Origin of the sequence: Serratia sp. OS31, assembly GCF_014164835.1 — a bacterium.
GTDB lineage: Bacteria > Pseudomonadota > Gammaproteobacteria > Enterobacterales > Enterobacteriaceae > Serratia > Serratia liquefaciens_A.
Window position 1 is genome coordinate 1 of sequence record NZ_JACJFQ010000094.1, and the last position, 1,315, is coordinate 1,315.

Here is a 1,315-nt window from a genome sequence, read left to right on the forward strand (position 1 = left end):
ATTGGTACACGCAGCCCGTACAGGTTTTGCATCAAAATAGTTCAGCATGGAAGGCGCTGATATATCAAGGCACGATGACTTTGTATTGGTCACTTGGTAACGATATGGTTCATCGAGCATATCATCAAATAATGTCGCGAGATCGAAGACATGTATTGATGGAGTCTGGACAAGGCCATTAATATTGGAGACCATCTGTTGGAGTCGATGATTGTAATCAATGATTTGATTCTTGATTTTTTCATCATCATCACGATGAGCAAATTCAGGTGCTCGTGTGATATCTGGCAGATTAAGTACCAGAATTTTTTTTGCCCCTGCACCGACCAGTCGTCTAAGCGCTTGGGCTTGGTTTGCAATCAGCTTATCCACACTTTGATGATAAGTCACCAGGTCATTGGCGCCAATCCAGACAGTAAATAGTGTATTTTCTGGTCGATAGTTTTTGGCTTCTTTCATATAAATTAACCATGAGTCAACTTGTTCTAGTAAGCCAGGAATGAACAGCTTCTGCTGATTGGAAGCAGCTCCACCAACTGCCCAATTGTACAATGGTAACTGATTTAACTTAGCCAGGTATTCAACCCAGGTGGGACCATTGCTAAATCGCCCTAAAAACCAGCTATGTGGATTAGGAAAACGCCACTGACTTGCATTGAAAACATTATTCGTGTCGCTTAAACTGTCCCCAAACGCCACAATTTTTCCAATACCTTTCTGTTCTGGTGGGTCGTTATTCCAGATGGTATAATTCAAAGATAGATTGTTATTAGCCGCTGAAATCATCACTGCCGGCTGATGAATATTAGCCTTTCTCAGCGTATTATCACACACCCTATTTATGGTAGATAGTGGTGTATCACTGTAAAACATATTTTTCCAAGAAAGCATAAATGAAGACCACCAATACCCTTGCAAGTGATAATAAGTAGATGAGCCGACATTTTGAGCCCACAAATAGTCAGTTTGCGGGAGTTCGCTGTTTGATGATATGCGATAATAACAGCGTACATACGTAAACCCTCCTCCTTCTTTGCTTTTTAGCGTTGATGATGTTCTATCAATAATATTCGGTCCTAATATAGATGAATCGTTGTTTAATTGAACTCGGGGAAACCGCTCATAATGCGTACTTGCTGACGACACAGAAGACAAGAAAAACAATAAGATTAGAGACTTTTTCATAGTGGCAATCCTTTCGTTACGCACAAATAGGTGCGATGGAAATATTGCACATCAGAGATGTTTAAAACAGGTTCTTTTTGAAAGCAAATGAATACTATTTAGCATCACGCAAAACATATTTAGTAAAAAT

The 1,315-nt window shown here is 39.7% G+C and carries 1 protein-coding gene; it reads right to left on the bottom strand.

The window, feature by feature from the left end:
- Window positions 1–1,185, bottom strand: a 1,185-nt coding sequence (locus tag H5P17_RS26435) for an SGNH/GDSL hydrolase family protein (protein WP_182825918.1), incomplete at its 3' end; no start/stop codon positions are given.
- Window positions 1,186–1,315: the final 130 nt, after the last annotated feature.